This window comes from Pelagibius sp., from assembly GCF_965227505.1.
Taxonomy (GTDB): Bacteria; Pseudomonadota; Alphaproteobacteria; order Kiloniellales; family Kiloniellaceae; genus Pelagibius.
This window is the reverse complement of record NZ_OZ245757.1, coordinates 623,851-645,254: the sequence shown is the minus strand read 5'-3', so window position 1 is coordinate 645,254 and position 21,404 is coordinate 623,851. Positions and strand designations below refer to the sequence as shown.

27 protein-coding genes and 1 tRNA gene are annotated in these 21,404 nt (G+C 63.9%); 17 read left to right on the top strand and 11 right to left on the bottom strand.

The genetic code is table 11. From position 1 onward, the window contains the following. Nucleotides 1-62: 62 nt before the first annotated feature. Nucleotides 63-539 (bottom strand): outer membrane protein assembly factor BamE, encoded by a 477-nt coding sequence (locus tag ACO06P_RS03095; protein WP_420348547.1) that lies wholly within the window; start codon nt 537-539, stop codon nt 63-65. Between the two features lie 125 nt (nt 540-664). Here ACO06P_RS03095 and ACO06P_RS03090 point away from each other — a divergent pair, with 125 nt between their 5' ends. The 9 genes from ACO06P_RS03090 to ACO06P_RS03050 all read left to right on the top strand — a co-directional run bounded on the left by ACO06P_RS03090 (nt 665) and on the right by ACO06P_RS03050 (nt 6,234). Then, nucleotides 665-1,213 carry a ubiquinol-cytochrome C chaperone family protein gene (locus ACO06P_RS03090; RefSeq protein WP_420348546.1) on the top strand — a complete coding sequence of 183 codons (549 nt, stop codon included), beginning with the start codon at nt 665-667 and terminating at the stop codon, nt 1,211-1,213. Nucleotides 1,214-1,573: 360 nt separating this feature from the next. Then, complete coding sequence (locus ACO06P_RS03085; protein WP_420348545.1) at nt 1,574-1,894, top strand: hypothetical protein; 321 nt, start codon at nt 1,574-1,576, stop codon at nt 1,892-1,894. 109 nt (nt 1,895-2,003) lie between these two features. Next, nucleotides 2,004-2,186 carry a 50S ribosomal protein L32 gene (gene rpmF / locus ACO06P_RS03080; protein WP_420348544.1) on the top strand — a complete coding sequence of 61 codons (183 nt, stop codon included), beginning with the start codon at nt 2,004-2,006 and terminating at the stop codon, nt 2,184-2,186. Nucleotides 2,187-2,241: 55 nt separating this feature from the next. Next, entirely contained in the window at nt 2,242-3,288 is a 1,047-nt protein-coding gene (gene plsX / locus ACO06P_RS03075) for a phosphate acyltransferase PlsX (RefSeq protein WP_420348543.1), read from the top strand. Nucleotides 3,289-3,290: 2 nt separating this feature from the next. Next, nucleotides 3,291-4,268 (top strand): beta-ketoacyl-ACP synthase III, encoded by a 978-nt coding sequence (locus tag ACO06P_RS03070; protein WP_420348542.1) that lies wholly within the window; start codon nt 3,291-3,293, stop codon nt 4,266-4,268. Between the two features lie 144 nt (nt 4,269-4,412). Further along, the gene (locus ACO06P_RS03065) at nt 4,413-4,736 is read left to right on the top strand and encodes an integration host factor subunit alpha (protein ID WP_420348541.1); all 324 of its coding nucleotides are present in this window, start codon (nt 4,413-4,415) and stop codon (nt 4,734-4,736) included. A gap of 32 nt (nt 4,737-4,768) precedes the next feature. Then, nucleotides 4,769-5,176 carry a MerR family transcriptional regulator gene (locus ACO06P_RS03060; RefSeq protein WP_420348540.1) on the top strand — a complete coding sequence of 136 codons (408 nt, stop codon included), beginning with the start codon at nt 4,769-4,771 and terminating at the stop codon, nt 5,174-5,176. 78 nt (nt 5,177-5,254) lie between these two features. Beyond that, a tRNA-Pro gene (locus tag ACO06P_RS03055) sits at nt 5,255-5,331 on the top strand. A gap of 105 nt (nt 5,332-5,436) precedes the next feature. Beyond that, complete coding sequence (locus ACO06P_RS03050) at nt 5,437-6,234, top strand: YdcF family protein (RefSeq protein ID WP_420348539.1); 798 nt, start codon at nt 5,437-5,439, stop codon at nt 6,232-6,234. On the opposite strand, the gene ACO06P_RS03045 is transcribed toward ACO06P_RS03050, so the two are convergent. Beyond that, nucleotides 6,183-7,037 (bottom strand): SPOR domain-containing protein, encoded by an 855-nt coding sequence (locus tag ACO06P_RS03045; RefSeq protein WP_420348538.1) that lies wholly within the window; start codon nt 7,035-7,037, stop codon nt 6,183-6,185. The genes ACO06P_RS03050 and ACO06P_RS03045 overlap by 52 nt on opposite strands. A 227-nt stretch (nt 7,038-7,264) precedes the next feature. Here ACO06P_RS03045 and ACO06P_RS03040 point away from each other — a divergent pair, with 227 nt between their 5' ends. Beyond that, a complete protein-coding gene (locus ACO06P_RS03040) occupies nt 7,265-8,932 on the top strand; it encodes an ATP-binding protein (protein ID WP_421935151.1) in 1,668 nt (555 codons plus the stop codon). A 43-nt stretch (nt 8,933-8,975) separates the two neighbouring features. Here the strand turns inward: ACO06P_RS03040 and ACO06P_RS03035 are convergent, their stop codons facing one another. Then, on the bottom strand, nt 8,976-9,302 hold the full coding sequence (locus tag ACO06P_RS03035; RefSeq protein ID WP_421935150.1) for a hypothetical protein: 327 nt from the start codon (nt 9,300-9,302) through the stop codon (nt 8,976-8,978). 68 nt (nt 9,303-9,370) lie between these two features. On the opposite strand from ACO06P_RS03035, the gene cutA reads away from it, so the two are divergent. Beyond that, nucleotides 9,371-9,694, top strand: a complete 324-nt coding sequence (gene cutA / locus ACO06P_RS03030) for a divalent-cation tolerance protein CutA (protein ID WP_420348536.1) — start codon at nt 9,371-9,373, stop codon at nt 9,692-9,694. 84 nt (nt 9,695-9,778) lie between these two features. Here the strand turns inward: cutA and ACO06P_RS03025 are convergent, their stop codons facing one another. Further along, on the bottom strand, nt 9,779-9,934 hold the full coding sequence (locus ACO06P_RS03025; RefSeq protein ID WP_420348535.1) for a hypothetical protein: 156 nt from the start codon (nt 9,932-9,934) through the stop codon (nt 9,779-9,781). Between the two features lie 296 nt (nt 9,935-10,230). Between ACO06P_RS03025 and ACO06P_RS03020 the strand changes: the two genes are divergently transcribed. Together ACO06P_RS03020 and ACO06P_RS03015 are read left to right on the top strand one after the other, a co-directional pair. Beyond that, nucleotides 10,231-11,433, top strand: a complete 1,203-nt coding sequence (locus ACO06P_RS03020; protein ID WP_420348534.1) for an MFS transporter — start codon at nt 10,231-10,233, stop codon at nt 11,431-11,433. 45 nt (nt 11,434-11,478) lie between these two features. Further along, complete coding sequence (locus tag ACO06P_RS03015) at nt 11,479-11,880, top strand: VOC family protein (protein WP_420348533.1); 402 nt, start codon at nt 11,479-11,481, stop codon at nt 11,878-11,880. A gap of 98 nt (nt 11,881-11,978) precedes the next feature. On the opposite strand, the gene ACO06P_RS03010 is transcribed toward ACO06P_RS03015, so the two are convergent. From ACO06P_RS03010 to ACO06P_RS02995, 4 genes are read right to left on the bottom strand one after another with little or no spacing between them, the layout of a single operon-like run. Continuing rightward, nucleotides 11,979-13,268, bottom strand: coding sequence for an O-acetylhomoserine aminocarboxypropyltransferase (locus ACO06P_RS03010; RefSeq protein ID WP_420348532.1), 1,290 nt, complete (start codon nt 13,266-13,268; stop codon nt 11,979-11,981). A gap of 13 nt (nt 13,269-13,281) precedes the next feature. Further along, nucleotides 13,282-13,785, bottom strand: coding sequence for a CoA-binding protein (locus ACO06P_RS03005; RefSeq protein ID WP_420348531.1), 504 nt, complete (start codon nt 13,783-13,785; stop codon nt 13,282-13,284). Continuing rightward, nucleotides 13,782-14,963, bottom strand: coding sequence for a mechanosensitive ion channel family protein (locus tag ACO06P_RS03000; protein ID WP_420348530.1), 1,182 nt, complete (start codon nt 14,961-14,963; stop codon nt 13,782-13,784). Before ACO06P_RS03000 ends, ACO06P_RS03005 begins: the two co-directional genes overlap by 4 nt. Nucleotides 14,964-14,998: 35 nt before the next feature. Continuing rightward, nucleotides 14,999-15,805, bottom strand: coding sequence for an enoyl-CoA hydratase (locus tag ACO06P_RS02995; protein ID WP_420348529.1), 807 nt, complete (start codon nt 15,803-15,805; stop codon nt 14,999-15,001). Between the two features lie 138 nt (nt 15,806-15,943). Here ACO06P_RS02995 and ACO06P_RS02990 point away from each other — a divergent pair, with 138 nt between their 5' ends. The 3 genes from ACO06P_RS02990 to rpsI all read left to right on the top strand — a co-directional run bounded on the left by ACO06P_RS02990 (nt 15,944) and on the right by rpsI (nt 17,557). Then, nucleotides 15,944-16,390, top strand: a complete 447-nt coding sequence (locus tag ACO06P_RS02990) for a PaaI family thioesterase (RefSeq protein WP_421938168.1) — start codon at nt 15,944-15,946, stop codon at nt 16,388-16,390. A 208-nt stretch (nt 16,391-16,598) separates the two neighbouring features. After that, nucleotides 16,599-17,063 (top strand): 50S ribosomal protein L13, encoded by a 465-nt coding sequence (gene rplM / locus ACO06P_RS02985; RefSeq protein ID WP_420348527.1) that lies wholly within the window; start codon nt 16,599-16,601, stop codon nt 17,061-17,063. A 2-nt stretch (nt 17,064-17,065) separates the two neighbouring features. Beyond that, nucleotides 17,066-17,557 carry a 30S ribosomal protein S9 gene (gene rpsI / locus ACO06P_RS02980; protein ID WP_420348526.1) on the top strand — a complete coding sequence of 164 codons (492 nt, stop codon included), beginning with the start codon at nt 17,066-17,068 and terminating at the stop codon, nt 17,555-17,557. Between the two features lie 186 nt (nt 17,558-17,743). On the opposite strand, the gene ACO06P_RS02975 is transcribed toward rpsI, so the two are convergent. The 3 genes from ACO06P_RS02975 to ACO06P_RS02965 form a co-directional block, all read right to left on the bottom strand. Next, entirely contained in the window at nt 17,744-18,463 is a 720-nt protein-coding gene (locus tag ACO06P_RS02975; RefSeq protein WP_420348525.1) for a DUF1826 domain-containing protein, read from the bottom strand. Then, nucleotides 18,460-19,677 carry a zinc metallochaperone GTPase ZigA gene (zigA, locus tag ACO06P_RS02970; protein ID WP_420348524.1) on the bottom strand — a complete coding sequence of 406 codons (1,218 nt, stop codon included), beginning with the start codon at nt 19,675-19,677 and terminating at the stop codon, nt 18,460-18,462. The genes ACO06P_RS02975 and zigA overlap by 4 nt, the downstream gene beginning before the upstream one ends. A 455-nt stretch (nt 19,678-20,132) precedes the next feature. Further along, a complete protein-coding gene (locus ACO06P_RS02965; protein WP_420348523.1) occupies nt 20,133-20,510 on the bottom strand; it encodes a hypothetical protein in 378 nt (125 codons plus the stop codon). Nucleotides 20,511-20,835: 325 nt separating this feature from the next. On the opposite strand from ACO06P_RS02965, the gene ACO06P_RS02960 reads away from it, so the two are divergent. Further along, nucleotides 20,836-21,393, top strand: a complete 558-nt coding sequence (locus tag ACO06P_RS02960; protein WP_420348522.1) for a gamma carbonic anhydrase family protein — start codon at nt 20,836-20,838, stop codon at nt 21,391-21,393. Nucleotides 21,394-21,404: the final 11 nt, after the last annotated feature.

Below are 21,404 nucleotides of genomic sequence, written 5' to 3'. Positions count from 1 at the left end.
CCCGGAACGACGTTCCGGGGCTTTTTTTCGTCTGGCCTCTTTGTGAGGCGCCGGGGGAGGGGCTAGTTCGAGCTTGGTCCGCCGAAGCGTCCGAGATTTCCGAACAGCTGCTGCAGCAGCGTCAGGTCACGTCCTTCCGTCGGGGTGGTGCGGTCCACCGGTTGGATTTCCTGCGAATCGGCCAGGGTGAGGTGTGAGGTCTGGTCGACGTAGCCTGCCTCGTCGAAAGTGACCACCAGGACGCTGCGGTCCACGACCTCCGGCTTCAGGAACGCGAATTCCTGGGTTTTCTGGCCGATGTAGTACCACTTGCGGTCCTGGAAGGTGGAGACGGTCGAGGGGGAGCCCAGCATGTCGACGATGTCCTGGCGGCTGTGGACGCCCGGCTCGATCTCCGCGATTTCTTCCATGTCCGGCATGTTGCCGCGGACCTGAACTGCGTTGCTGCAGGCGGAAAGGGCCAGGCAGGCGGCACAAACTGCGGTGGCGGGCAGCACAATGCGCCAACGGCGCAGTTTCTGCTCCATGGTGACGGTCACGGTGAACCCCTCGTTAGACCCCGAATACCTTGATTAAACCCGGCGCTGGTGCCATTTCAAGACCTTAATCGCAAGGACTTTGCAAGAGCGCAACCGCAATCGGCGCGGGGCAGGACGGGAAAGCAATGTTTTTCAGGCGACTTCTGAAGCCCGACCCGGTGGAGGGGACGGCCTGGACGCTTTACGGTCAGGTGGTCGAGGCGGCGCGGCAGCCCGGCCTTTTCCGCGATCTCGGCATACCCGACAGCGTCGACGGCCGCTTTGAATCGATCGTGCTGCATCTTGTCCTGGTCCTCAGGCGCATGAAGCGCGATTTCCCGGAGGGCGAGGCCCTGGCCGGTGCCCTGCAGGAAGCGTTTTTCGCCGATATGGACCGCTCCCTCCGGGAAATGGGGGCCGGCGACCTGGGGGTCGGCAAGCGGGTCCAGCGCATGGCCGAAGGCTTCATGGGCCGCCTGTCCAGCTACGAGCGCGCTTTGGCAGCCGGATTTCCCGGCTGCGCGGAGGACCTGAAGGCGGCATTGATCCGCAATGCCTACGGCACCGTTTCCGACCGCCCGCCCGATCCCCAGGACTTGCTCGACTATGTGCGAACCCAGGTCGAGGCCCTCGACCGCCAGCCGGGGGCTGACCTGCGTGGCGGCACAGTCGACTTCGTACTCCTGGAGGCCTGAAGAAGGGCGAAAAACCTGGGGTTTTGGCGGCTTGCGAGGGGCGCTCTAGGGGATTGACCCGGCGCGGCGCAGCCCCTATGGTGCGCCGCTTTTCGAGGCTGGAGGCGGAGGACTGCCGTGGGTGGAACTGCCGCACAGGCGGGGAGCGAGTTTTCAAGGATTGTGGGTCCGGAGCGCCTGGGAAGCCAGGCGATCGAGGATCGGATCGAAGCCTCCGCGGAGGAAAGGGGCCGGCTGCAGGAAAGGCTCGGACTCCTTGGCCTCGACTGCCTTTCGGCCCGGTGCCGGATTCGCGGCGGTTTGGGCGGGCTGGTGCTGGTAAGCTGTGACTGGCGGGCAGAACTCAGCCAGGCCTGTGTCGTGACACTGGATCCTGTCCATCAGGCGCTTGAAGGATGTCTCCGGACGTCTTTCCTGACCTCCGGCGCCGGTGCGGGCGCCGGGGACCGGGGCGAGGCGGTCCACGAGATCGTGGTGGACCCGGAGGGCGAGGATCCGCCGGAACCGCTGCCGTTGGAGGGAATTGACCTCGGGGAACTGGTGGTCCAGGACCTGGCTGTTTCGCTGGATCCGTATCCGAGGGCGGAGGGCGCTGTCCTGCCGCCGGACTATCAGGCGCAGGACGAGGTGGCGGCGGACCATCCCTTCGCCGCTCTGAAGGTGCTGAAGGGTAAAGAATAGGTTAAGTTGTATCTGAGATGCTGTTTCGGCATTGCTTGCTGATGTGGCCTGGATTGGCTAAGTAGTCGCTGAATTCCGCGACTTTGCGTTACGAAGAAAGAAGAGAGAAATGGCTGTTCCAAAGAGTAAGGTGACCCGATCGAGGCGGAACAACCGCCGGGCCCACGATGCCCTGGCCGCTGGCAGCTACCATGAGTGCCCCAACTGCGGCGAACTGAAGCGGCCCCATCACGTCTGCGCTGCCTGTGGCTACTATGATGGACGCGAAGTTGCGGACGCGGAGAGCCTCTGAGGCTTGTCCGGCGCTGCGTCCGGCCCGCTGTGGGCCGTTGGGCGCGGTCTAGCCGATGGGCAAGACTCTCACCATCGCGCTTGACGCCATGGGCGGCGATGCGGCGCCCGGCATGGTCGTGCACGGCGCCGACATCGCGCGGGAGCGGTTTCCCGAGGTGCAGTTCGCCATGTTCGGGCGCGAAGCCGAGGTTGCGCCCTTGCTTCAGCGCAAGCGCCGCCTGAAGGAGGTCACCGCGCTTCACCACACTGACGATGTGGTGAGCAGCGATGAGAAGCCCTCCGTCGCGCTGCGGTCCGGGCGCCAGTCCAGCATGCGCCTGGCCATCAACGCGGTCCAGGATGGGCGGGCGGATTGCGTCGTCTCGGCGGGCAACACCGGCGCGCTGATGGCGATGGCGAAGTTCGTGCTGAAGACTCTTCCCGGCATCAACCGGCCGGCGATCGCTTCCTTCTTCCCTACCATGCGCGGCGAATCGGTGATGCTGGATCTCGGCGCCAACGTCAATTGCGATGCCGAGAACCTGGTGGACTTCGCGGTGATGGGGAACGCCTTTGCGCGCTCCGTCCTCGGACTGCTGCAGCCCAGCTACGCGCTTTTGAACGTCGGCTCGGAAGACACCAAGGGCCACGAGGCGCTGCATGAGGCCAGCGGCATCCTGAAGACCAGTGGACTGCCGGGCGAGTTCCTGGGCTTCGTGGAGGGGGACGATATTGCTAAGGGATCGGCCGACGTGATTGTCACCGACGGATTCACCGGGAACGTGTCGCTGAAGACGGCAGAGGGCACCGCAAAGCTGATCAACGAATACATGCGCCACACCTTCCGATCTTCGATCCTGGCGAGCCTCGGCTACCTGCTGGCCCGACCGGCCATGCGCAAGCTGCGCAAGCGGGTCGATCCACGCGGATACAACGGGGCGATGTTTCTGGGCCTCAACGGCATCGCGGTGAAGAGCCATGGCGGTACGGACGCGCTTGGCTTTGCCAACGCCATCGGCGTCGCTGTCGACATGCACCGCCACGGCATCACCGAGAAAATCCGCTCGGATCTCGCAATCCTCGATCGCGGCCCCGACAAGGCGCAGGTGGCCGCGGTTTAGTGATGTTCCGATCCCTTGTCACAGGCTGCGGGGCCTACCTGCCTGCACAAGTCATCACCAACGCCCAGCTTGCCGAGCGCGTTGACACCAACGACGCGTGGATCCGTCAGCGCACCGGCATCTGCCAGCGCCACATCGCTGCCGAGGGGGAGATGACCTCCGATCTGGGCGTTGCCGCGGCGCGCGAGGCTCTGGCCGTGGCCGGGGTGGCTGCCCAGGAGATCGACCTCATCGTCTGCGCCACCTCGACGCCGGATGAAACCTTTCCCGCCACGGCGACACGTATTCAACACCGGCTCGGCATGTCTCAGGGGGCGGCTTTCGACGTGCAGGCGGTCTGCAGCGGCTTTGTCTACGGCCTGTCGGTTGCGGACAACTTCCTGCGTGTCGGACAGGCGAAGAAGGCCCTTGTGATCGGCGCCGAGACCTTCTCGCGTATTCTCGATTGGACGGACCGCTCGACCTGCGTGCTGTTCGGCGACGGCGCCGGCGCGGTCGTGCTGGAGGCCGACCGTCCTGCCGCCGGCGTCAACGGCAGCGGTCGCGGTGTCCTTTCGACTCATATCTACTCCGACGGCAGCCACCATGACGCCCTTTACGTGGATGGCGGCCCTTCGTCGACCCAGTCGGTAGGGCATCTGCGGATGGAGGGGCGGGAGGTCTTTCGCCACGCCGTTGTCCGCATGGCCGAGGCCGTCGATGCAGCCCTGGACGCCAACGGCCTGACGCCGGGCGATGTCGACTGGCTGGTGCCGCATCAGGCCAACATCCGCATCATCGAATCGATGGGGCGGCGGCTGAACCTGCCGAGCGACCGCGTGGTGGTGACGGTCGACCGTCACGCCAACACCTCCGCTGCGTCGATCCCTCTGGCGCTCAACGAAGCGGTCGGCGACGGCCGCATCCAAAGCGGCGACCTGCTGCTCATGGAAGCGATGGGCGGCGGCTTTACCTGGGGATCAGCGCTGGTTCGCTGGTAAACCGCAGCGCTGCCGCCGGCTCTGCCCTTGGCTTGTCAGGCTGCGTCAAAAATAAGTCGCATCCCACGGTATTCCCTGCATAATTGACCGCTTATTAGCGTTGCGCTAAGGTCTTCCGAACCTAGCAATACGACGGAGGGGGGAATGGCAGGAGGGACGATTACGAGGGCTGACCTCAGTGAGGCCGTCTATCAGGAGGTCGGTTTGTCTCGAAACGAGTCGGCGGATCTGGTCGAGTCGGTGCTGAATGAGATCTCAGACGCCCTCGTCCGTGGAGAGATGGTGAAGCTCTCTTCCTTCGGCAGCTTCTCGGTTCGCGAGAAGGGAGAGCGAATCGGCCGCAATCCGAAGACAGGCGAAGAAGTGCCGATCCTGCCGCGCCGGGTCCTGGTGTTCCGCGCCTCCCATGTCTTGAAGAACCGGATCAACGACTCGCTCAGCAGCGTTGGTCATGAAGTTTCCCACTAACGCAGTCATCAGCAGGATTTTCCTAGGTCAGAATGCAAGCCAGTCGCCCCGCCGGTAAGTCAGCATCAGCCTTTCGGACCATCAGCGAGGTCAGCGAAGAGCTGGATGTACCCCAGCATGTTCTGCGTTTTTGGGAGGGCAAGTTCAGCCAGGTCCGTCCCCTGAAGCGCGGCGGCGGCCGGCGCTATTACAGGCCCGAAGACATCGCGCTGCTGAAGCGGATCCGCGATCTGCTGTACAGCGAGGGCTATACGATCAAAGGCGTGCAAAAGCTGCTGAGGGAGGGACGGGCGAAAGATGACGGGGCTGCTCCCGAAGCGGCGGCCGGGCCGGAGACCGCCGCCTTCGACGGGCAGAAGACGCAGGAGATCAACGAGATCATTGCCGAGTTGAGCGAGTTGCGGGATCTCCTGAAGAGCGCCAACAAGAAGGCCGGCTGAGCACGGCAGGCAAGCATTGCCTTCAGCCCTGCCGGTCGCTATACAAAGCCCGCGCTTTTGAGCGCGAGAAGAACCTGTCGGAGCGTAGCGCAGCCTGGTAGCGCACCACACTGGGGGTGTGGGGGTCGTAGGTTCAAATCCTGCCGCTCCGACCATCAATTCCGAAAAGGCCGCGCCTCGGGGCGCGGCTTTTTTGTATCCTGTTGGCAGGTTCGGTCGCCGAGAGATTCGGGGAAAAACTTGTTTAGAATCAAATGGAAATGAGCTTTTTCTTCCTTTCCAAGATAGCGTGGTTCGTTCTCAAGCCACTGAACGCATTGCTGATTCTGTGGCTTGCCTGGCTCGGCTTTCGGGCCATCGGGTGGCGCCGCCTCGGGCGCCTTTTCGGCCTCTTGCTCGTGCTCTACGGGCTGCTCATTCTGGCGACCCCGGTCCCGGAGCTTCTGGTCCGGACCCTCGAAAACCGCTTCGCGGTGCCGCCGTCCGGCCCGGCGGTAGCGGGTATCATTGTCCTGGGAGGCGCCACCGGCGACGGCGAGATTGCCGCGGCACGTGGAGAGGTGACCCTGAATGGCAATGCCGAGCGTCTGACCACGGCAATGGCGCTGCACCGCGCGATGCTCGACCGTCCGCTCATCGTCTCCGGCTTCAGCGGCCGCCTCGTGCCGCGCGGGCTCAACGAAGCACAGATCACCAGGCAGCTGTTCGCGCAGCAAGGTCTGCCGATGACGCGGGTGCGCTTTGAGGCCCAGTCGCGCAACACGGCCGAGAACGCGCGCCTTACGGCAAGACTGGCGGGGGATGATGACCGGCCCTGGTTGCTGATCACCTCTGCCTGGCACATGCCGCGCGCCGTGGCCAGCTTCAGGGCGGCCGGCCTTTCGGTGGTTCCGCACCCGGTGGACTACAGGACCCACCCGGACAGGCTGGTCTGGCCGCGCCAGCCCGGCGGTTCACTGGATATGGCGGCGCTGGCCCTGCATGAGTGGGTGGGCCTGCTGGCCTACTATGTGACAGGGCGGACTGCGGAGTTCCTGCCGTCGCCGCTGGACGGCTGAGCCTCGGCGGGCTGTGGCGCCTTCATCACCTGGCAGTACTGCTTCTTGGCCTTTAGGGCCGTACACAGTTCCCGCGCCGCTTGCCTCGACCTCAGGGGGCCGGCCAGAACCCGGTAGAAGGTTCCGCGCTTGGCGATTTCGGTCTTGGCGATGGCCCGGTCGAACCGGCTCAGCTGTTCCGGGAAGGCTTTCTTGAGGGCCTGCCACTCCTTCCGGGCGGCTTCCTCCGAGCGCAGGGAGGAGAGGTGGGCGACCAGGTTTCCGGTGTTCGGCCGCTTCTTGGGATCGCCTTCGGCCGTCGGCGCGTCCTTGACGGTCTGCTTAGCCGTAGCGCCCTTCGGTTTGCGCTGCGGAATCGGCGGCGCGGCAACCTGGGGCTCGGCGCCGACCGGGCCCGTCGGATCGATCACGGCCACTGGCGTTTCGGCTGGGTTATCCGTGGATGCCGCGCCGGCCTTTTCGGACCGCGCGCTGCTTGAGGGGGCGGCGGATGTGCTGGCGCCCGGGCCGGCGGCTTCGGGGACCTTCGAACCAGCCATTGTGGCGGCTGTCTGCCCGATCACGCCGCTGGCCACGTCACCGCTGCGCTCCGGGGTTTCGGGCACCCATTCCAGGCTGCTGTCAGGGCTGCTCGGTGCGGCATTGCCCTTCGACAGATCGTCCGCAGCCTCCAGGATCGAGGCCTCCAGCCGGTTGGCCCAGCCCTTGGTGTCGTCATAGATCGCCTGGCAGCCCGAAAGGCCGACGACGCCCGTCAGGATAAGGACGAAACCGCCAAGGCGGCCGATCTTGTGGCGCATCATGCCGTACTCCGCGCTTCAGGCGCCCTCTGGCCTGCTCTGAGGCAGGCGGTGTTAACCACGCTGGCCCGATCCGGTTATGCTAGAGCCTGCGTGGTTTAAAATCCTTAAATGCCTGGGGGTTAGGTCAGGTTCCTAAAACTCCGGTCTTCGCCATTGCTTAACATCTGGCTGCAATGATTCCGGGCGATTTGGCCCTCTGCCAGGGCTCATGCAGGAAAGCAGGTGGCATGCAAACGGCTGAAAACCTAGTGCCGGCTCCGGAGGGGCCGAAGGATGCAGCGGAGGCCGGGCTGAAGGTCGGCCATATCGTTTCCGTGACGGGCTCCAAGATCATGGGCAGCCTGGTCTCGGTGGGGCCGGACGCGGACACGGCAGCGCGCCTCAACGAGGCTGTTCAGATCGGCGCCCTGGTGAAGATGCCGACCGCCCGCTCGGTCGCTTTCGGCATCGTCTCCTCGCTCACCACCGGCAACCCCTCGCCATCGCCGTCATTCGGCGAGCAGTGGGTCGTGGAGATTGACCTCTTCGGCGAGTACATCCTGCAGGACGCGAAGGGCGCCGACGGCTTCGATCTGCTGCGCGGCGTTTCGATCTATCCCGGGCTCGGCGATCCGATCATGGCGGCGACCCCCGAGGAGTTGAGGCAGATCTACAAGCGCCCCAAGGCCTCCAACGTGTGCATCGGGACCCTGCATCAGGACCGGGAGATGCCGGCCTATCTGGTGACCGACGATCTGCTGGGCAAGCACTTCGCCATCCTCGGCACCACCGGTTCCGGCAAGTCCTGTGCCCTTGCAACCGTCCTGCACGCCATTCTCGCCGAACATCCCTTCGGCCATGTGGTGTTGCTGGATCCGCACAACGAGTACTCCAGCGCCTTCCAGGGTCTGACCGAAGTGGTGACGCCGGAGAATCTACAGCTTCCGTACTGGCTGCTGAACTTCGAGGAAATGGTCGAGGTGATGTGCAGCCGGGACGAGATCAACCGCTCGGCCGAGTCCTTCATTCTCAAAGACGCAATCCTCATGGCGAAGCGGGCCACGGCGGCCAGCGAAGACGAAGGCCGTCATCTGACGGTCGATACCCCGGCGCCCTATCCGCTGAGCGCGCTGTTGCAGAACATCGAGGCCGCCATGGGCCAGCTCCAGAAGGCCGAGCAGGCAAAGCCCTATCTGCGTTTGCGCTCGCGCATCGAGAATCTGCGGGCTGACCGGCGCTATGCCTTCATGTTCTCGGGCCTTTCCGTGAAGGACACCCTGCCGGATGTGCTGGCGCGGATCATCCGCGTACCCGTCGACGGCAAGCCGCTTACGACCTTCGACCTCTCGGGCGTGCCTTCGGAGATCGTCGACGTCGTCGTCTCGCTGCTCTGCCGCACGCTTTTCGATTTTGCGGTCTGGAGCGAGCGTGACGCCGCGGTGCCGGTTCTCCTGGTCTGCGAAGAGGCGCACCGTTACATCCCGGAGGATGACGACAAGGGCTTTGAGCCGACACGGCGGATGATCTCGCGCATCGCCAAGGAGGGGCGCAAATACGGTCTGTCCCTGGGGCTGGTCTCGCAGCGTCCTTCCGAGCTCTCGGAGACCATTGTCTCCCAGTGCAGCACGCTTTTCGCGCTGCGCATGGGCAATCAGAAAGACCAGGACTTCGTGCGCCGCGCCCTGCCGGAAAGCGCCGAGGGGATGCTCGCCAGCTTGCCGGCCCTGCGCAATCAACAGGCGGTGGTGGTGGGTGAGGGCGCCGTCCTGCCGATGCGCATCCGCTTCGACGATCTGCCCGAAGGCAAGCGTCCGCAGAGCGATACCGCCAGCTTCTCGGAGACCTGGCAGTCCGAGCGCGGCCTGGACGGCTTCGTCGCCAACACCGTTGAGCGCTGGCGTAAACAGATCCGCTAGAGCAACGCCGCCCAAACGGCGAGGTCCAAAGCCTCCGCCGCCCTCAGGAAAACAGGTCTTCGGCCAGCTCTCGCGATCTGGCTTCGCCCCCAGGCTGACGGGTTCCGGCCACTTTGCGGCCGGCTTCCGTAAGCTTGCAAACCAGCCAGTCCGGTTTGGTCGGGTTGTCGAACCAGGGCTCCGCCCAGCCCTGCTCGATGCAGCTGCGGATGGTGCGGCTGTCGTAACGCTGCCCATAGTGATCGAACAAAGGCAGTTTGCCGCCGGCCTGGTCGAGGCCGCGACGTAACCAAGCGAGCTGCGTTACCGTCGGCCGGACGCGCCGCCGCCTGTGTTCGAGCGCCTGGGCCGTGGGGGACAAGTCGGCCATGCTCTCTCTCCTTTGGCTGCGCTATGCTAGCTTAGCCTCAGGAAGAAAGCGAATCGGGAGGGGGTGGCGTGTCGGCCTGCCTGGTGTACGTGACGACCGGTGACCTCGCGGAAGCGCGGGCCATCGGACGGGCCGTGGTTAAGGGGCGCCTCGCCGCCTGCGCCAACATCGTTCCCGGGATTTTGCCGATATTCTGGTGGAACGGGGAGGTCCAGGAGGGGGAGGAAAGCCTCCTTCTCCTGAAGACGACGGAGCGTCAGCTGCCGGCGCTGATCGAAGCGGTCAAGACTCAGCACAGCTACGACTGCCCCTGCATTACGGTTCTGCCGATCGAAGGGGGAAATCCGGATTTTCTCCGCTGGATCGAGGCGGAGACCGCCGCGGGTCCCTGATTCGACACCGGATGTTCCGGGACCCGTGTCCTGGATAGCGTGTTGTGGGCGCCGGTCCGGGTCCCGCCTCTTTGGTTGGAACCCTCAGTCCACCGGCTTGAAGAGGTGGCGAACCGCCTTCCTGTACTCCGGGTCCCAAACCACGCGCTCCAGGTCAATAGCCTCGTCCACTTCCAGGGGCGCGGGGTCCCTTCGGCGGGGGCCTGGCGTGTCGGCCTGTGCCTGTTCTGCGATGATCATCGTCTTCCTCTCACCTGCCTGGCGACGCCGCGGCCCCTTCGCCGGCGCGCGGCGCTTCGGGCACTGGGTATTCGTACTCTGGGGATCTGCCTGTGCCATCGACGATCATGGTGATGGCCAATCTGGGCTGCCGAAGGACCGGATCATGACCCTGTCATGGCGGATTGCGGCGCAATAGTGGCGGCGGCAACGGACCGGGTGAGGCCGCGGACGCATGGCAGACCTGCATGGCCGCGCCTTGCCCTCGCCAAGGGCTGCATATACACCAGTATTCTGGATCGATAAGGGGTATCGCCTTGAAGGCCGGGTCGGCACAACTGACGCTGCTGTTTTCGTGCTTGGGCCACGCCTACATGCACCTGTTCACGGCGTTTTACTTCGTGATCGCCCTGACCCTCGAAGTCGAGTGGAGCATGCCCAACCACGAGTTGATAAAACTCTGGGCGCTGGGATCTTTGCTTGTAGGCATCGCCGCCTTGCCGGCGGGGTGGCTGGGGGATCGCTGGTCGACCCCGGGAATGATGACCGTTTACTTCATCGGTCTTGGCCTCTCGGGCATCCTCTGCGGCCTCGTGAGTACGACCAGCGCCCTCCTGCTCGGCCTGACATCCATCGGTCTCTTCAGCGCCATCTATCACCCGGTGGGTATCGCCTGGCTGGTGCGCAGCGTGAAGACCAAACGTGGGATGGCCCTGGCGGTGAATGGGATCTTCGGATCCCTGGGCGTCGCTTCCGCCGGGCTTGTCGCCGGTCTGCTGATCGATGCGATCAGTTGGCGGGCTGCCTTCATCCTACCCGGGGTCATCTGCCTGATTACCGGTCTGGCCCTCTTTGCGGCGCTCCGCCTTGGCTGGATCGCCGAGGGCGACGGGGAGCAGGAGAACGATCCGCCCCCCAGCCGCAACGACATGGTGCGGGTCTATGCAATTCTGCTGCTCACCATGGCGGTGATGGGCCTGATGTTCCATGCCACCCAGGCCTCCTTGCCGAAGGTTTTCGACCTGCGTCTGCGTGACCTGGCTGGCGAGGGGGCATTCGGGATCGGCCTGCTGGTGGCTACGGTTTATACCGTGGGCGGCTTGATGCAGCTTGCCGGTGGCTGGCTGGCCGACCGCTACTCTCTGAAGCTGATCTACCTGGGCGCCTTCGCGTTCCAGATCCCGGTGATGGCCTTGCTGGCCAGTGCCGGCGCCACGCCCCTGATCGCGCTGGCCATTCTGACGGTACTTCTTAGTTCCGCGGCGCTTCCGGCCGAGAACATGCTGCTCGCCCGCTACACGCCCCAACGTCACCGCAGCCTCGCCTATGGCGTGAAATTTGTTCTGGCTTTTGCCATCGCGAATCCGGCAATCTTGCTGGCGTCCTGGGTTGAGGGGCGCACCGGAGAGTTTGCCTGGCTTTACGGCCTCATGGCCGCCGCCGCTGCCGCAGCAGCCCTCGTTACACTGTTCCTGCCGAACAAGCGATCACAGCCAAGCATGGCTGTGCCGGCGGAGTAGAAGAATCGCCAAGTAGACGTTTCATGAGCGAGTTCGATATCCCTTATGTCTTCTGTACCTGTTGAGCTTGACCGTCTCGACCACTTCGTCCTGACGGTCCGCAACGTTGAGGAAACCTGCGCCTTTTACGAGAAGGTCTTTGGCATGCGCCGCGTCGATTGCGGCGAGGGGCGGGTGGCGCTCCATTTCGGCCGCCAGAAAATCAATCTGCACCCCAATCCTTCGCCGATCACGCCGAAGGCTGCCGTCCCGGTGCCCGGCTCTGCGGACTTCTGCGTCGTGACCGAGGTTCCGCCGCGGGAAGTCCTCAAACGGCTGAAGGCCTGCAGCGTCGGCATCGAAGAGGGGCCGGTCGCGAGCACCGGCGCCCTGGGAGAGATGAGCTCCGTCTATTTCCGCGATCCCGACGGCAACCTTGTCGAGATTGCCTGCTACGACGCGGTCTGAAGCGCCCACTTCCCGTATTCGTCCTTTGCAGCGATGCGTTCACCTGTGGTTGCGCAGCCGGTCTGATGGAGAAAACGCGGTTCTGTCCGGTGTTGCGCCTACAGCACAGCCGCCAGGGCCTGTTCGAGATCGGCAATCAGGTCTTCGACGGTTTCCAGACCGACGGACAGCCGGATGACTTCGGGCCCGGCACCTGCGGCCTGGCGCTGCTCTTCGCTCAGTTGGCGGTGGGTGGTGGAGGCCGGATGCAGGATCAGCGAACGGGTGTCGCCGATGTTGGCGAGGTGGGAGAACAACTCGCAGGCCTCCACCACCTTCACGCCGGCTTCGTAGCCGCCCTTGACGCCAAAGGTGAAGACCGAGCCGGCGCCGCGCGGAAGGTACTTCCGGGCGAGGTCGTGATAGGGGCTGGACGGCAGAGCGGCGCAGGAGACCCAGCCGACGGCGGGATGCGCCTCCAGAAAATCGGCCACCGCCTTGGCGTTGGTGCAGTGCCGCTCCATCCGCAGGCTCAGGGTCTCGCAGCCCAGCAAGGTCTGGAAGGCGTTCATCGGCGCCATGGTCGCCCCGAGATCGCGCAGACCCACGGCGTGCGCCTGCATGGTGAAGGCCATGTCGCCGAAGGTCTCATAGAAGCTGAGGCCGTGATAGGCCGGTTCGGGAGCGGCCAGTCCGGGGAACCTGTCGCCGGCCGACCAGTCGAAGCGGCCTGAGTCGATCACCGCCCCACCCATCGACGTGCCGTTGCCGGAGAGGAATTTGGTCGTCGAATGCACCACCAGGTCGGCGCCCCAGTGGAAGGGCTGGCAGAGATAGGGCGTGGCCATGGTATTGTCCACCACCAATGGTATGCCGACATCCCTGGTCACCTCCGCCAAGGCCTCCAGGTCGCTCACCACGCCACCGGGGTTGGCCAGGCTCTCGACGAACACGGCCTTGGTCTTCGGCGTGATCGCGCGGCGGACACTTTCGGGATCGTCGACGTCGACGAAGTCGACCTGCCAGTCGAACTTCTGGAAAGTCTTGCCGAACTGGGTGATGGAGCCGCCGTAAAGACGGTTGGAGGCAACGAAGCGGTCGCCCGGCGCCATCAGCGCGAAGAAGACCAGTATTTGCGCCGCATGGCCGGAGGCGCAGCAGGTGGTGCCGCGCCCGCCCTCAAGGCTCGCCAGGCGCTCCTCTAAGGCCGCAACCGTCGGGTTGGTCAGGCGCGAGTAGATGAAGCCGAAGGTCTGCAGGTTAAACAGCGACGCCGCATGGTCGGCATCGTGAAACACATAGGACGTGTTCTGAAAGATCGGCGTCTGCCGCGCGCCCGTCACCGGCTCCGGCTGGGTGCCGGCGTGGATCATCCGGGTCTCGAAGCCCGGGGTCTTGTTGGATTTCATGTCGCGATCTTCTTCATGACAGGCGCACGCGGCGGCGCTTGGCGGAGATGATGCCGGAGTTGAAGCCGCCCCAGGACAGCTCCGAATGCAGGCGCCCGAATTCGATCTTGGGGCAGCGGTCCATAACCACGGTCAGGCCGGCCGCTTCCGCTTTCGCTGCAGCCTCGACGTTGATCACACCGAGCTGCATCCAGACCACCTGGATGCCTTTTTCCCCGGCGACGGCGATGGCCTCCTCGGTGATCGGACCGGCTGCGGCGGAGTTGCGGAAGATGTCGACCATCTCGAACCTGGCCGGAATCTCGGCCAGCGAGGCATAGACGGTCTCGCCGAGGATCTCCTTGCCGGCCGCGCCGGGGTTGACGGGGATCACCCGGTACCCTTTCTCCTGCAGGTATTTCATCGCAAAGAAGCTGGGCCGGTTCCACTTGGGAGAGGCGCCGACCATGGCGATGCTGCGGGTGCTCTGCAGAATCGCCAGCAGGTCCTTGTTGCTGTAGCTGGGAAGCGTGGTCATGAGGCCTGGTCCGCTGCACGGGCAGCGACGGCTGCCGTTGCCTTGCCGTCGTCCTGCGGTGGCACGAAGGGTTCGGGGCGGTCGTCCGGCAGGCTCTCGACATAGAGTGACTGGCTGGGGAAGGCAAAGCCGCTGCCCGCGCCTTCGACCACCTCTTTGATGTGATAGGCCAACCGCTCCTTGATCTCCAGCCACTCGCCCCAGTTGGTGGTTTTGGTGAAGCAGTAGAGCATGATATCGATCGAGGAGTCGTTGAAGCTGTCGATGCGCACGAAGGTGGAGACCTCCGGGGGCTGCGCGAAAGCGTCGTTGCCGATAACATAGCTTTCGATCCTGTCGCGGATCTGGCGCAGCTGATCCACCGTCGTCCGGTACTCGACACCGATCTTCCAATAGATCCGGCGGTGCGTCATGGCGCTGAAGTTCGTCACCGCGTTGTCCGACAGCTTGGCGTTGGGAACGAAGACCGGTGCCTTGTCGAAGCGGCGCACGCGCGTGGAGCGGAAGCCGATGGTCTCCACCGTGCCCTCGACCACGCCGTCAACGCGAATCCAGTCGCCAGGGTGGAAGCGCTTTTCCGCCAGCACCAGGATCCCGGCAATAAGATTCTTGAAGAGATCCTGGGCGCCCAGCGCCACCGCGACACCGAAGAGGCCGAGACCGGCGATGATCGGCCCGACCTGGATCCCCCAGATCTCCAACACAGTTGCGATGCCGATGAAGACGATGCCGATCTTGGTCGCCTTCACCAGCCACTCGATCATTGGTCGTGTGAAGACGCGCTCCAGCCGCTTGAAGAGGAAGGAGAGGGGCCCGACGGCGTTGAAAAAGCCCCAGAAGATCGTCAGCACCACCAGGGAGCGCAGGAAGTTCTCCGCGATCAGTTCGAAGGTGCCTTGGGGGCTCAGGTACTCGATCGCGAAGAAGGCGCCCATGACGACGGGGATGAAGCGCACCGGCTGTTCGAGCGCGGCGATCAATTCGTCGTCGAAGCGCCCTTCGGTCTTTGCGACGAAGCGCTTGAACCGCGCCAGCACGATCGTGGTGAAAAGACGCCGGAAGATCAGAAACAGCAGGAAGATGCCGAGGGCGATCAGCAGCCGTCCGATCTCGATTCCGAGAAAGCCCTGGTTCCAGACATCCAGGACCAGGGCCCAAAACTCTTGCAACTGTTGCATAAGGGAAAAGGCTTTCTGTCGGCGGGCGGCCGGCTCTAACGGCCCTGCCAGTCGGGCTTGCGCTTCTCGATGAAGGCGTCGATGCCTTCCTCGGCGTCGCGCGCCAGCATGTTGGTCGTCATCACCTGGCTGGTGTAGGCGTAGGCTTCCACAAGGCCGTACTCGACCTGCCGGTAAAAGGCCTCCTTGCCGACCTTGACCGTCAGCGGCGATTTCGTAGCGACCTTCTGCGCCAGGGTCAGGGCGGCCTCCGGCAGCTCGCTTTCCGGCACGAAGCGGTTGGCCAGGCCATAGCGGACCGCAGTCTCGGCGTCGATCATATCGCCGGTCAGCAGCATTTCCATGGCCTGCTTGCGCGGGACGGCCCGGGACAGGGCGACCATGGGTGTCGAGCAGAACAGGCCGATGTTGACACCCGGGGTGCCGAAGCGCGCGCTTTCGGCGGCGACCGCCAGATCGCAGCTTGCGACCAGCTGGCAGCCGGCAGCGGTTGCAATGCCATGAACCTGGGCGATCACCGGCTGCGGCAGGGTGGTCAGGCGCACCATCAGCTTGCTGCATTGCTGGAACACGGACTGAAAGAACGCCCGGTCGCCGCTGCGGGCGCGCAGTTCTTTCAGGTCGTGACCGGCGCAGAAACCTTTGCCGGCCCCGTCCAGGATCACCGCCCGTGTGTCCGCTTCCTCGGCAATCTGGTCAAGGCATGCCAGCAGATCTGTCATCAGAGCGACGGAGAGGGCGTTGTAGGCCTGAGGCCGGTTCAGGGTCAGACGGGCGATCCCGTCGTCGTCGGAACGCAGGAGGAGGGCAGGATCGCTCGCACGCGCGGCTTCGGCTGACATCGCTGGTCGTAATCCCTTTTGTTTTGTCATGGATGCGCTCTTGCGAGCAGGGCGACTTTGGCGCTTTCGCCAAGCCGATATCAAGCGCTATTACAGTCGTCCAATCGCATGATATCCAAGAAGGAAGGCGCCATCCAGATGGACCACGACAGGCAGGCCCCCCAGATCACGCTCGAGGCGTTCAACCGGCTGCTCGACGAGACGGCTCCTTTCCAGCGGATTTATGGCTTCATAACCGAAGAAATCGGCTTCGGACGGGCGCGGGCACGCATGCCGGCCACCGACGATCACATCCGCCCGGGCGGGACGATCTCGGGGCCGGCCCAGATGGCCCTGGCCGATTTCACCGTCTACGCCGCGGTGCTGGGCGCCATCGGCAACGTGCCGCTCGCGGTAACCACCAACCTCTCGATCAACTTCCTCCACAAGCCCAATCCGGGGGACATCCATGCAGAGTGCCGTCTGATCAAGCTGGGGAAGCGTCTGGCGGTTGGCGAGGTTTATATGACTTCTCAGGGCGTTAGCGGGCCGATTTCACATGCGACGGCAACCTATTCGATTCCGCCGCGCAGCGATGAGCGCTGATCGGCAGCGCCTGGATCGTTGTTGTATGCGGAACAGAGGGTTATTCTTAGGTAATATAATACCGTATGCCTAACATCTTCTCGTTTCTTGGCTTTTTCTGATTGACAGGTAGGCGCACGGCCCATAGAAACGGCGCGCCGAAGGGTGGCCCAGTCCACGCCTTCCCCGTTCTCATTCAAGAAGCAATTGGCAAGAAGTGGTTGGCACGATGAAAACCTACTCCGCCACTGCGTCGGATATCGACAAGAAGTGGATCCTGATCGATGCCGAAGGCGTCGTGCTCGGGCGTCTGGCCTCGCAGGTCGCGAAGATCCTGCGTGGTAAGCACAAGCCGAGCTTTACCCCGCACATGGACTGCGGCGACAACGTGATCGTGATCAACGCCGGTAAGGTGAAGCTCACGGGCAAGAAGACCAGCGACAAGGTCTACTACTGGCACACCGGTTATCCGGGCGGCATCAAGCAGCGGACCGCCGGGCAGATCCTGGACGGGGACAACCCGGAGCGGGTCGTCCTGAAGGCGGTAGAGCGCATGATCACCCGCAATCGCCTGGGCCGTCAGCAGATGAAGAACCTGCGCGTCTATGCCGGCAGCGAGCATCCCCACGAGGCCCAGCAGCCCGAGACCCTGGATCTCGCGGCAATGAATGCGAAGAACAAGAGGAGCCAGTGACCATGGCTGATGAAACCCAGACCCTGAGCGACCTGAGCGACCTGGGTGAGGCGACAGGCGTTGCCCCCGACGCGGCGCCTGAGGTTGCCGAGCCGCAGCGTGACGCCCTGGGCCGCTCCTACGCCACGGGCAAGCGCAAGGATGCGGTGGCCCGGGTGTGGATCAAGCCGGGCAGCGGCAAGGTCACGGTCAACGGTAAGGATCAGGCGGTCTACTTCGCCCGTCCGGTGCTGCGCATGATCCTCGATCAGCCCTTTGTCGTGGTGGACCGTGCCGGCCAGTTCGATGTGGTCTGCACCGTCAAGGGCGGCGGCCTCTCGGGCCAGGCCGGTGCCGTGCGCCATGGCATTTCCAAGGCGCTGACGCTCTATGAGCCGGGTCTGCGCCCGGTGCTGAAGCGCGGCGGCTTCCTGACCCGCGACTCCCGCGTGGTGGAGCGTAAGAAGTACGGTCGGGCCAAGGCGCGCCGGAGCTTCCAGTTCTCCAAGCGCTGACCGCGAGAATATAACTATATCAATGTGTTGTGCGGCGTTCCCAGGAGACTGGGGGCGCCGCATCTTTATGTCGGTTCCTGTGGTGCTTCGTCCGCCAACACCCGAGGTCGGTGGTGGACCAAGGACCCAGACGAAACCCTACGGGTCGCCGGGCACGCGAAGCGAATGACTGGAAGCCGCGGGTGCTCAGGCCTTAACCCACGGATCCGGCGAGACAACCGTTCGCTTGTTGAGGCAGAGAAACAGTCGGGTAAGTCCTGTTCCGGCGATCGGCGGCGAACGGTGAACGATCCCGCGGTTCGGGCCGGCACGGTTGCCCTTGAACAGCGCGACATCGTGATCCCCGAGGCGCTCCAACGGACCGTCAAAGTCCCTTTGTTCGGCCATGGCCTTCTCGGCATGCGCCATGTGAACCCACTCTGTCGTCGGTCCGCGATAGGTTGCGACGAGGCGCGCTTCCACGGTGTCGCGATGAAACTTCCAGCAGGCATCGTGATCGACCCGCTCCAGCCGGACATCGACCCTGTCGCTGCGGGTGATGTCTGCAAATGCGCTGACGAGATCGTCGATATCCTCGACCAGAAGATCGCGCATATCGCTCTGAACCAGTCCACACGCGTCCAGCAGGGGCACGAGAGCACACCGCAGATCGCCAGGTTCAACGAGGATCCGTATGTGAGGAAGCGTCACAGCATCCAAGCGATCGATCCAGTCCCTGAAACACAAAGGAAGCGAGCGCTGCCAGATCACGAGTTCAGTGGTGGGCTCATTGATGGTGGCGAGGCCGTCCAGTGTGTCGACAGCCCTCACTCCGGAGATCGCCGCGGCGGTCTGCCCGTCGGTCTCCAGTTCCTGGGATGCCGGCGTCATGCTGAGATCCGCCGGACTCTGCCAAGCAGGGTTCATTCCGCTGCTTCCGCACGCCGCCAGGCCGGAAACGGGTCCGGCAAGTCGGGGAGCCCATCGGGTCCATCTGCGAGGTGCTCGGGCAGGAGGCAGGCGTCGAGCCGCGCCGTCAGTTCCGGCCAGTCGATTCCGCTACCGATGAAGACGATTTCCTGCCGCCGGTCGCCCCAGGGCTCCTGCCACTGCGCCTTCATGTAGGCACGCGCGCTTTCATGATCCGGCCAGCGTTCCTTCGGCACCGCAGCCCACCAGATGCCCAGTGGATTGACCGAAGACAGGGCGCCCGCGAGGGAGAACTCGGCCACCCAGTCGGGCCGCGTGGCGATCCAGAAATGCCCCTTGGCGCGAATGACGCCGGGCAGGTCGCCGTTCAGCACCGCGTGGATGCGTTCAGGGTCGAACGGACGACGGGCGCGGTATACGAAGCTCGCGACGCCGTACTCCTCGGTCTCCGGCACATGATCCGCGTAGCCGTAGAGTTCCTTGGCCCACATTGGATGCTCATGCGCCTTCTCGTAATCGAAGAGTCCGGTGTCGAGGATCTTCTCTGCGGGAACGTCGGAATGGTTGGTCTCGATGATCTGTGCATCTGCGTTGAGACTGCGGATGATCTTGCGTGCGGCGTCAACCTGATGAGGCTCTGCATCGGCGACCTTGTTGAGGATGATCACATCGGCGAATTCGATCTGGTCGGTCAGAAGATGCACAAGCGTGCGCTCGTCTTCCTCGCCTACGGTTTCGCCCCGGTCACGCAGGAAGTCGTGGCTGGAGTAGTCGCGCAGCAGATTCACCGCGTCGACGACAGTCACCATGGTGTCGAGACGGGCGACGTCCGACAGGCTCTCGCCCTCAGTGTCGCGGAAATCGAAGGTGGCTGCGACGGGTAAAGGCTCGGAGATGCCGGTTGACTCGATCAACAGGTAATCGAAGCGTCCCTCGCCGGCGAGGCGTCGCACTTCGGCGAGCAGGTCATCACGCAGCGTGCAGCAGATGCAGCCGTTCGACATCTCCACCAGTGTTTCGTCGGTGCGGCTCAGTTCTGTGTCCGCGCGCACCAGGTCGGCGTCGATGTTCACTTCCGACATATCGTTGACGATGACGGCGACGCGCCGGCCATCGCGGTTGTTCAGCACGCGGTTCAGGAGTGTCGTCTTGCCGGCGCCGAGAAAACCGGAGAGTACCGTGACCGGAAGGCGGGTGGCTTCAGCATTCATAGTTCATGCCCCGTTCGATTTAGGTTCGATTGCATGAGCGAGTGGCGTCGCGCGGTGGTGCGCGATGTCGAGGGGGAGCAAACGAAACCTCGACCGTCATTCCATCCGGCCCATCCGGCGACGTTTACATCGACCAGTTCGTCTGATGTTGATACGTTATGTTATAACGTTTTGCAATAGCATGTGGTGATTTGGTTTCGCGGCGCGCGATCACGGTGGAAACCGAAGCGAAAGGGGCTGGGCAGAGGCGCTAAACCTGCTTGTCCGAGAAGAGTTATCTATGAACAGCGATAAGACATGAGGACAAGAGTCAGCGAAACGCTGAGCCGCAACGGGCTCACTTTCCACACGGAACACAGACCGCCGTCACAGCGGCCCGTTTTCTCCTTGGGCCCGTCCTCGCGTCGTCGGGAAACCTTGGGCGCCGCTCTCTTCGTCAGCTCGCAAGCCGGCAGCTAGCGCTCGACGCAGTCGCCCCCGGCGCAGTCGTAACGGGCCTTCAGGTAGTCGATCAGCTTGTCGCGGTCACCCAGAATGGCCTTTGCGTCGTTGGCAAGTCCCCCGCAGGCGGCCCCCCGGATCCCGTCATAGGACCCCCAGTCCCTCAGTCCCTTCTGGCCATAGGGGGTCAGCACGGAGAGTTCGCGCATGCTGGCATGGAGGCTGTACATCCGGCAGACGTTCATGGCGCCGGCGATGTTGCCGATGTAGTACTCGAACTTCTGCATCTCGTCCCATTGCGAGGGCGGGCCGAGGTCGGCGGCCTGGGCCGGAGCAGGGCCGCCGCCGGCAAATCCAATGGCAAGGCAGCCTAGAGCGGCCAATGTTTTCACTCGAACTCTCTCCATGAACCTCTCCCCATGAACCTCTCCCAGGAGTGGGCCTCTCCCCAGGAGCCGCCACAGTCCACCGACGGCCAGCTTGCGGCAAGGCTAACACGATCGGAAAACATCCGGTTGTTTTTTCAACGCCCGGCTGTGTCGCCTGTGCCGGCCTGACACCTCGAACGGCCTCTCAAACTGGCTGGCAGTGTGCCGCGGCAGGTTTGACCTGCCGGGCCACTCCGGCTATCTCCGGGGCATCTGTGCTTTCCCGTTCACCGGCACCGGCTGGAGGTCCGACCTTCCATGCGGTGCCACATCCTCAATGGACCAGACGATGGCCGGCAATATCATTGCGTACCGTGGCGTGCTCCCGAAGATCCATCCCGACGCCTTTGTGGCCGAAACCGCGGCCGTGATCGGCGATGTCGAAATCGGTCCAGGGTCCTCCGTCTGGTATGGCTGCGTTCTGCGTGGCGACGTGAACATGATCCGCATCGGGGCGGGAACGAACCTGCAGGACGGCACGATCGTTCACGTGAACCATGACCGTGCCGGCGACTACAGGGAAACCGGGGGCGGCATGCCGACCTTTATCGGGGACAACGTGACCATCGGCCATCAGGCGCTGATTCATGCCTGCACGGTCGAAAGCGGGGCCTTCATCGGCATGGCCGCGGTGGTTATGGACGGTGCGGTGGTCGAGGGGCAGGCGATGGTGGCGGCCGGCGCCCTGGTCACGCCCGGCAAACGCGTTGCCCGCGGTGAGCTCTGGGCCGGCCGCCCGGCCAAGCCGATGCGCGCGCTCAGCGAGGCGGAACTTGCGGACCTGCCCTATCTCGCCAGCCACTATCAGGAAAGCGCCGCAAGCTATCTGCGCGAACGGGAAGGCTGATCCGGTCGGGA

Bases quoted from the DNA above. Each gene is read 5' to 3' on its own strand.
- plsX (WP_420348543.1), top strand. From the start codon at position 2,242: ATGGGCAAGACTCTCACCATCGCGCTTGACGCCATGGGCGGCGATGCG.
- rpmF (WP_420348544.1), top strand. From the start codon at position 2,004: ATGGCTGTTCCAAAGAGTAAGGTGACCCGATCGAGGCGGAACAACCGC.
- ACO06P_RS03040 (WP_421935151.1), top strand. From the start codon at position 7,265: ATGCAAACGGCTGAAAACCTAGTGCCGGCTCCGGAGGGGCCGAAGGAT.
- ACO06P_RS03045 (WP_420348538.1), bottom strand. From the start codon at position 7,037: ATGATGCGCCACAAGATCGGCCGCCTTGGCGGTTTCGTCCTTATCCTG.
- ACO06P_RS02990 (WP_421938168.1), top strand. From the start codon at position 15,944: ATGGACCACGACAGGCAGGCCCCCCAGATCACGCTCGAGGCGTTCAAC.
- ACO06P_RS03060 (WP_420348540.1), top strand. From the start codon at position 4,769: ATGCAAGCCAGTCGCCCCGCCGGTAAGTCAGCATCAGCCTTTCGGACC.
- rplM (WP_420348527.1), top strand. From the start codon at position 16,599: ATGAAAACCTACTCCGCCACTGCGTCGGATATCGACAAGAAGTGGATC.
- ACO06P_RS02960 (WP_420348522.1), top strand. From the start codon at position 20,836: ATGGCCGGCAATATCATTGCGTACCGTGGCGTGCTCCCGAAGATCCAT.
- ACO06P_RS02995 (WP_420348529.1), bottom strand. From the start codon at position 15,805: ATGTCAGCCGAAGCCGCGCGTGCGAGCGATCCTGCCCTCCTCCTGCGT.
- ACO06P_RS03000 (WP_420348530.1), bottom strand. From the start codon at position 14,963: ATGCAACAGTTGCAAGAGTTTTGGGCCCTGGTCCTGGATGTCTGGAAC.
- rpsI (WP_420348526.1), top strand. From the start codon at position 17,066: ATGGCTGATGAAACCCAGACCCTGAGCGACCTGAGCGACCTGGGTGAG.
- ACO06P_RS03015 (WP_420348533.1), top strand. From the start codon at position 11,479: ATGTCTTCTGTACCTGTTGAGCTTGACCGTCTCGACCACTTCGTCCTG.
- ACO06P_RS03090 (WP_420348546.1), top strand. From the start codon at position 665: ATGTTTTTCAGGCGACTTCTGAAGCCCGACCCGGTGGAGGGGACGGCC.
- ACO06P_RS03050 (WP_420348539.1), top strand. From the start codon at position 5,437: ATGAGCTTTTTCTTCCTTTCCAAGATAGCGTGGTTCGTTCTCAAGCCA.
- ACO06P_RS03005 (WP_420348531.1), bottom strand. From the start codon at position 13,785: ATGACCACGCTTCCCAGCTACAGCAACAAGGACCTGCTGGCGATTCTG.
- ACO06P_RS02975 (WP_420348525.1), bottom strand. From the start codon at position 18,463: ATGAACCCTGCTTGGCAGAGTCCGGCGGATCTCAGCATGACGCCGGCA.
- zigA (WP_420348524.1), bottom strand. From the start codon at position 19,677: ATGAATGCTGAAGCCACCCGCCTTCCGGTCACGGTACTCTCCGGTTTT.
- ACO06P_RS03025 (WP_420348535.1), bottom strand. From the start codon at position 9,934: ATGATCATCGCAGAACAGGCACAGGCCGACACGCCAGGCCCCCGCCGA.
- ACO06P_RS03035 (WP_421935150.1), bottom strand. From the start codon at position 9,302: ATGGCCGACTTGTCCCCCACGGCCCAGGCGCTCGAACACAGGCGGCGG.
- ACO06P_RS03010 (WP_420348532.1), bottom strand. From the start codon at position 13,268: ATGAAATCCAACAAGACCCCGGGCTTCGAGACCCGGATGATCCACGCC.
- ACO06P_RS03065 (WP_420348541.1), top strand. From the start codon at position 4,413: ATGGCAGGAGGGACGATTACGAGGGCTGACCTCAGTGAGGCCGTCTAT.
- ACO06P_RS03070 (WP_420348542.1), top strand. From the start codon at position 3,291: ATGTTCCGATCCCTTGTCACAGGCTGCGGGGCCTACCTGCCTGCACAA.